This is a genomic window from Stenotrophomonas sp. STEN022 (assembly GCF_056760155.1).
In genome coordinates this window covers 1-7,046 of the sequence record NZ_JBRREG010000155.1, presented here as the reverse complement: position 1 = coordinate 7,046, position 7,046 = coordinate 1, and the positions used below count along the sequence as shown (strand labels likewise).

The 7,046-nt window shown below is 62.6% G+C and carries 5 protein-coding genes; 3 read left to right on the top strand and 2 right to left on the bottom strand.

Annotated features, from left to right (window positions below):
* Nucleotides 1–147: 147 nt before the first annotated feature.
* Nucleotides 148–549 carry a GFA family protein gene (locus ACVOMF_RS20190; protein ID WP_481510855.1) on the top strand — a complete coding sequence of 134 codons (402 nt, stop codon included), beginning with the start codon at nt 148–150 and terminating at the stop codon, nt 547–549.
* Nucleotides 550–579: 30 nt separating this feature from the next.
* Here the strand turns inward: ACVOMF_RS20190 and ACVOMF_RS20185 are convergent, their stop codons facing one another.
* The gene (locus ACVOMF_RS20185; protein ID WP_481510854.1) at nt 580–1,860 is read right to left on the bottom strand and encodes an NAD(P)/FAD-dependent oxidoreductase; all 1,281 of its coding nucleotides are present in this window, start codon (nt 1,858–1,860) and stop codon (nt 580–582) included.
* Between the two features lie 127 nt (nt 1,861–1,987).
* Here ACVOMF_RS20185 and ACVOMF_RS20180 point away from each other — a divergent pair, with 127 nt between their 5' ends.
* Nucleotides 1,988–2,791, top strand: a complete 804-nt coding sequence (locus tag ACVOMF_RS20180) for an NYN domain-containing protein (protein ID WP_481510853.1) — start codon at nt 1,988–1,990, stop codon at nt 2,789–2,791.
* A gap of 18 nt (nt 2,792–2,809) precedes the next feature.
* On the top strand, nt 2,810–3,430 hold the full coding sequence (locus ACVOMF_RS20175; protein ID WP_481510852.1) for a glutathione S-transferase family protein: 621 nt from the start codon (nt 2,810–2,812) through the stop codon (nt 3,428–3,430).
* A gap of 115 nt (nt 3,431–3,545) precedes the next feature.
* On the opposite strand, the gene ACVOMF_RS20170 is transcribed toward ACVOMF_RS20175, so the two are convergent.
* On the bottom strand, nt 3,546–6,686 hold the full coding sequence (locus tag ACVOMF_RS20170) for a TonB-dependent receptor (RefSeq protein ID WP_481510851.1): 3,141 nt from the start codon (nt 6,684–6,686) through the stop codon (nt 3,546–3,548).
* Nucleotides 6,687–7,046 lie beyond the last annotated feature (360 nt).

Below are 7,046 nucleotides of genomic sequence, written 5' to 3'. Positions count from 1 at the left end.
GTGGGTTGGTTGTTTTAATATGGCTGCGTGCGGTTGGGGCTCCACATTCGCTGGGGGTTCTTGTAGACCCCGTGCCTAGTTTGGTTGGCCACTACCGGTGAGCTTTCCCGTGTAGATTCGGCATTCCTCTTGCAGACGGAGCTGGTGATGAAAGGGAACTGCCTGTGCGGTGCGGTCGAAGTGATCGCCAATGAGCATTCCGAAATCGGTCTATGCCATTGCAGCATGTGCCGGCGCTGGTCCGGTGGGCCGCTGTTCGCGGTGCATTGTGATGACCAGGTGCAGGTCATCGGCAGCGCGCTGAAGACCTATCGATCCTCCGACTGGGCCGAGCGCGGCTTCTGCTCACAGTGCGGCACGCACCTGTATTACCGGTTGGTGCCGGACGGCGAATACTTCGTGCCGGCCGGCTTGTTCCAGGAACAAGCGTTCGAACTGGCCAGCCAGATCTTCATCGACGAAAAGCCGTCGTACTACGATCTGGCCAACGAGACACCCAAGCTCACCGGGCGCGAAGTATTCGAGCAGTTCGCCAACGGCAACAGCTGACTGCCGCTGGCGCCGCTGGCGCCGCTGCGATCAGCCTGCAGGTTCCTTGCCATCATCCTCGTCGGCATCGCCGAGGATGATGCGCGCGCTGCGCTGGTAGCTCCAATACGCCACCGCCCAGTTCAGCAGCACCACCAAGCGGTTGCGGAAGCCGATCAGGAAGAACACGTGCGCGGCCAGCCAGAACCACCAGGCCAGCAAACCGGACAGCTGCAGCTTGCCGACATGCACGATCGCCGCCATGCGGCCGATGGTGGCCAGGTTGCCCTGGTCGTTGTAGCGGAATGGCGGTGGCGCTGGCTTGCCATCAAGACGCGCGCGGATCACCTGCGCCACGTACTTGCCCATCTGCTTGGCGGCAGGCGCCACGCCCGGTACCGGGCGGCCATTGGCCTGCATCAGTGCGACCAGATCGCCACCGGCGAAGATCTCCGGGTGGCCGGGAACCGTGAGGTCCGGTTCCACCTGTACGCGGCCGGCGCGGTCCAGCGGCACGTCCAGCGTGCGTGCCAGTGGTGAGGCGGCGACGCCGGCTGCCCACACCACGGTGCGTGCGGGTACGTGGGTGTCGCCCAGTTGGAAGCCCTGTCCGTCGATATGGCTGACGGCGGTGCCGGTCAGTACTTCGACGCCGAGTTTTTCCAGCTGGCGGCGCGCCTTCAGCGACAGCACTTCCGGAAAGGAGGACAGCACCCGCGGCCCGGCTTCAACCAGCCGCACCTTGGCATCGGCCGGATTGATGTGGCGGAACTCGTTCTTCAGCGTGTGGCGCGCGATTTCGGCCAGGGTGCCGGCCAGCTCCACGCCGGTCGGACCACCGCCAACGATGGCGAAACTCAGCCATGCGGCGCGCTTGGCCGGATCGGGTTCGGCTTCGGCGCGTTCGAAGGCCAGCAGCAGCTTGCGGCGCAGGTACAACGCGTCGTCCAGCGTCTTCAGGCCGGGCGCGTCGGCGGCCCATTCGTCGTGGCCGAAATAGGCGTGGGTGGCGCCGCTGGCGACCAGCAGCATGTCGTATGCGATCTGGCCGCCATCGCCGAGTTGCACCTTCCTTGCCTGCTTGTCGATGGACACCACTTCGCCCAACCGCACCTCGATGTTGCGTTGCTTGCCGAGGATGTGTCGCAGCGGCGCGGCGATATCCGGCGAGGACAGGCCGGCGGTGGCGACCTGATAGAGCAGGGGCTGGAACAGATGGTGGTTGCGGCGATCGACCAGGGTGATGCGCAACGGCGCATCGGCCAGTGCTCGGCTGGTCCAGAGCCCGGCGAAACCTCCGCCGATGACGACAAGGTGCGGGTGTTGCGGCATGACGTACTCCGGTGTGGCCGGTGCACCGGCCGTGGGGGCGGGTTGTCAGCGCACATCATCGCATTGATGTGCTTTGAAACAGCGATGACCGATACTGGCGGTCAGCTTGCCGCCATGGAGTCACCCCGTGTCTGAGCCCGAAAAGCGTATCGCGTTGTTGATCGACGCTGACAACGCGCCGTCATCGAAGATCGATGAGATCCTTGTGGAAGTGGCCGCCTTCGGCGTGGCCAATGTGCGCCGTGCCTACGGCGACTGGAAGAACCCACGCTTGAAAGGTTGGGAAAGCGTGTTGCATGAGTTCGCGATCCGCCCGATCCAGCAGTTCGCCTATTCCAAGGGCAAGAATGCCTCGGACATGGCGATGGTGGTGGACGCGATGGACCTGCTGTACGCGCGCAACCTGGATGGCTTTGCGATTGTCTCCAGCGATGCAGACTTCACCCCGCTGGTGATGCGCATCCTCACCGACGGTGTGAAGGTCTATGGCTTCGGCGAACAGAAGACGCCGTTGGCCTTCGTCAACGCCTGCTCGAAGTTCACCTATCTGGAAGCGCTGGGCAACGATGCACCCGAAGTCGTCGAACAGGTGGCCGCCAGCAGCGCGCCGACCGCGGCGACTGCAACGGAAGTCGCGGAGCCACCGGCAGCGCCGATCAAACCGCGCAGCACCAATGAATTACGCGGTGACACGCGGCTGCTCAATCTATTGCGCGGCGCGGTGGATGCAGTGGCTGATGAGCAGGGCTGGGCCTTGCTCAGCGCCGTCGGCAACCAGATCGCCAACCGCGCGTCGTTCGATTCGCGCAATTATGGCTACCGCAAGTTGAGTGAGTTGATCGATGCCACCGGCTTGTTCGAGGTCAAGCGCGCCGGCAAGTCATCGGCGGTGCGCGCGCTGCCACGCAAGGGGGCGCGCGATGAGAACTGATCTGAAAGGAGTGGATGAATGTTGAAGATCTGGGGCCGGCGCAATTCCAGCAACGTGCGCAAGGTGCTGTGGTGTGCCGAGGAAATCGGCCTGCCGTATGAGTCGATCGAAGTGGGTGGCGCCTTTGGTGGCACGCAGACGGCCGAATACCGCGCGATGAACCCCAATGGCCTGGTGCCGGTGATCGAGGATCACGGCTTGCCGGTCTGGGAGTCCAACGCCATCGTGCGCTATCTGTCGGCACGTTATGCGCTGGACGTGCTGTATCCGTCTGATCCGGTTGAGCGGGCGCGCAGCGAGCAATGGATGGACTGGACCACCTCGAGTTTTGCCGTGGCGTTCCGCGATCTGTTCTGGGGTGTTGTGCGTACCGCGCCCGCGGATCGTGATGAAGCACGCATTGCGGCCGCATTGTTGCGCTGTGGTGAGTTGCTGACGCTGGTTGATGCGGCGCTGGAAAAACAGCCCTGGTTGTCCGGCGAGCGTTTTGCGATGGGGGATATTCCGCTGGGCGCCTTCATCTACGCCTGGTTTGAGATGCCGATCCAACGACCGGAGCTGCCGCACCTGGCAGCGTGGTATGCGCGGCTGCAGCAGCGGCCGGCGTACCGGAAAGGGGTTATGACGGCGTTGACTTGAGTTGAAGTCGGAGATTTAGGAGTGCGGCATCCGTCCGCGCCTTGTGAAAAAAAGCCGCGCTGTAACCAGCGCGGCTTTTCAGTACCTACGTGCAGAAAGCACGGCTAAGCACGCCTTAGAACTTCCAGGTCAGGCCCATGTATAGCTGGCGACCTGCATAGCTGTTGGACAGCAGGCGGGCCTTGGTGTCGCTGCCCAGGTGCACACGTTGCTCGGACTTGGTGGCGTTGAGCACTGAAGCGCTCAGCGTCAGGTCCTCGCGGATGTTGAAGGCCGCGTTGAGGTCCAGCTGATCATACGGCTCGGTGTAGATGGTGAAGCCGTTGTTCAGACCACCAACTACTTCACCACGGCGGTTGTACGAGGCGCGCGCCAGGAAGTAACGATTCTCGTAGAACACGGTGAAGTTGCCCTGGTTCTTGGCGCTGCCGACCAGCGGCGAGGAACCAATCTTCTCGCCGTCGATCTCAACCGATGCCAGGTTGGTGTCGTTGTAGGTGTAATTGGCCTGGAAGCCCAGACCGAAGTCGAAGGTGTACTGGCCGTACACTTCAACGCCCTGCGAAACACCATCCTGGCCGTTGGCTTCGGTGGAGTAGTCCTGCACCGTTACCGACTGCCCGGCGACGTTCATCTGCAGGTCGCGCACAACCGGCACGGTGAAGTTCTTCACGTCCTTGCGGAACAGGCCAACACCTGCAACCGCACCCGGCTGGAAGTACCACTCCAGACTCAAGTCGTACTGGGTTGCCTTGAACGGCTCCAGGTCCTTGTTGCTACCAGAACCGTACCAGCCCGGGTTCACTGCACCACCGGCCACAACGCGGTCTGCGCTGTATTCGGCGGAGTAGTAGCTCAAGCCACCCGGGTAGGCGATGCTGGTGTAGCTGGGGCGTGAGATGACCTTGGAGGCTGCACCGCGCAGCACCAGATTGTCGGTGATGTCCCAGGCGATGTTGAAGCTGGGCAGGATGTCGGTGTAGGTCTTGTCCAGCGAAGCCAGCTCATAGCTCTTCTCGCGGGCCATGCTGTCGGGCAGGCGCACGAAGCCGCTTTCGCAGCCATACCCAGTGTTAGAGCTCAGTAGCGCTGCGGCGGCAGGATCGGTACAGGCCATTGGCGAGCCGCTGGCGTTGTCGGCGAAATAGTCGTTGAAACGTTCCACCGAGTCACTGGATTCTGCGTGCTGCTTGGTGCGGGCTACACGAATGCCGACGTTGCCGCGAACACGTTCGGTACGGAAATTGGCTTGGAAATAGCCGGAGTAGACCTTCTCGCCCACGTTGTAGACGAAGTCGTCCTCACGACGGTTCTGCGCCGGACCGTAGGTCTTGTTGAGATAGTCGATGTAGGCGGGATAGTTGATGCCCGGGAAGACGTTCGCGTTGAAGCCGCCGGCGATGTTGCCGATCGGCTGCGACAGGAAGAAGCCGGGTTGAGCGATGCCGGCAGTGGAATCACAGCCAGCCTGGTAGCGCTTGCTGTAGTCGCTCGGGTCCGCACCTTGGCACACCCAATAGGTATTGCCGGTATTGCGGTGCACCTTGCTGTCGCTGTACTTGGTGCCGAACTGGATGGAATCCAACCAGCCGGCTTCGAACAGCTTGTTGAAGTCAGCCTGGAAGTGATTCTGCTTGATGCTGGTCTGGGTCCATGACGAATCGGTGGAGCCGGTGTCGACCTCGGCGATGCCGTTCATCAGCTGCTGCTGCAAGTCCGGCGAGAACGTTGCCGACGGCGTACCTGTGATGTCCCACGCGCTGTACTGGTTGCCGGCCTGCCATTGGTTGCCTACCTTGCGGCGCGGCTTTGCCGACATGCGGAAGCTCATCGACGGGCCGCCTTCGGACCAGGTGCGGCCGCCGGCAAACGACGCCTTCCACAGCGGGCTGATGTCCCAGTCCACGCTCAGATCTGCGGTCTGCGACAGCGCCTTCTCGCGGCTGTAGGTGCCGGTCAGCTGCGGGGTCGGAATGGTGCAGTCATCCGGGCCCCAGCCACCGCCGGGCAAGCCGGCAGCCTTGGCTTCGTCCTCGCTGCAGATATAGGTCTTGCCGGCCAGCTTTTCGTACTCGGCGCCAGTGACGATGGTGCCACTGGGGTCGAAGGTAAAGTCGTTGAGCAGGCGGCCCGGTTCCCAGTTGCCGTCACCAGCGACACGCGCCAGGTTCCATTCCGGAATCTTCAGCATGTTCTGGGTGTAATTGCCTTCCAGCTCGAAGCGGAAGTAGTTCGCGGTCATGGTGACGTTGTCGACCGGCTTGAACTGGAAAGTAAACTGGTTACCGGTGCGCTCGCGCTTCTCGTCCTTGACCGCGAAGTTGACCGAGGTCGGCATGAAGAAGCCGGAGTAGTGGCCGCCGGTCTGGTTGTAGATGCCGGAACGGCCCCAGAACTGCGAAGCCTCAGGCAGGCGATTGCCGTGCACATCGACGGCTGGGTCGCGGGTAGTGCCGCGTTCGTCCCAGACGTACTTGTGGCTGATGTTGCCGTTGGCGTCGAGGCGGTCGCTATACCACTGCCAATCTTCGGTGCTGGCGGTCATGGTGCGGCTACGACGGTTCTGCTGGGTGGCGCCGATCAGCAGGCCGAAACGCTCGTCCTCGCTGTGCCAGGAGTACATAGCTGACGCCTGCGGGTCGATGCCGCTGGTGGTATCCGACGAAGTGCCTTCGATGCTGGCAAAGCCGGAGTTGGCTTCCATGTCCAGCGGGCGACGCGTGCGCAGGATCACCGTACCGCCGATGCCACCTTCTTCCAGGCGTGCTTCCGGGGTTTTGTACAGTTCTGCGGCCGACAACATGTTGGACGGCAGCAAGGTGTAGTTGAACGAGCGCGATGCTTCGTTGTTGGTTTCCGAGCTGGCGACGTAGTTGCCATTCAACTGGGTCAGCGTGAGGCCTGATGCCAGACCGCGCACGCTGACGTTCTTACCCTCACCGCCGTCGCGGGTGATGATCACGCCGGGCACGCGCTGCAGCGCGTCGGCCACGTTCTTGTCGGGGAACTTGCCGACGTCCTCGGCGGTGATCACCTCGACCACGGCATTGGCGTCACGCTTCTGCTCAAGGCTCTTTTCGATGGCGTAGCGGTAACCGGTGACGGTCACGCTGTCGAGCGTGGTGGCGTCGGGGCTGGTGTTGGTGCTGGCCTGTTGTGCGAACGCGGCGCCGGGAACGGCGGCAACGGCGAACAAGGCGAAGGCAATGGCGGCGGACAATGTGTCACGGCCGTGCTTGCGTGTGATCTGTTTCATTTCTCTCCCTCTCCTGGATTGAATCGTTAACTGTCACGTTGACTTGTATCGATCTAAAAACGGGTGAAGCCGGGGCCTTGTTGCGTTCGCTCAACGACTGTTTTGGCGCTCGAGCAGGGTTCCGTTGCCGGGATCGTGGGGGTGTCGATTTGGATCGATCTAAACGATTGGCGCGCATTTTTTAGCACAGCCAAAGGTTTGACGCATGTTGCTTCGCAATATGGGGCGGGGGGCAGGGTGGCGGAGTGGTAGTTGGGGGGGCGCAGGGCCGGGGGGGGGGGGGGGGGGGGGGGGAGGACGGGCGGGGGGCGGCGGGCCAGGGGGCTAACGGCAGCGAGGGACGGGGGGACGAGCGGGAGG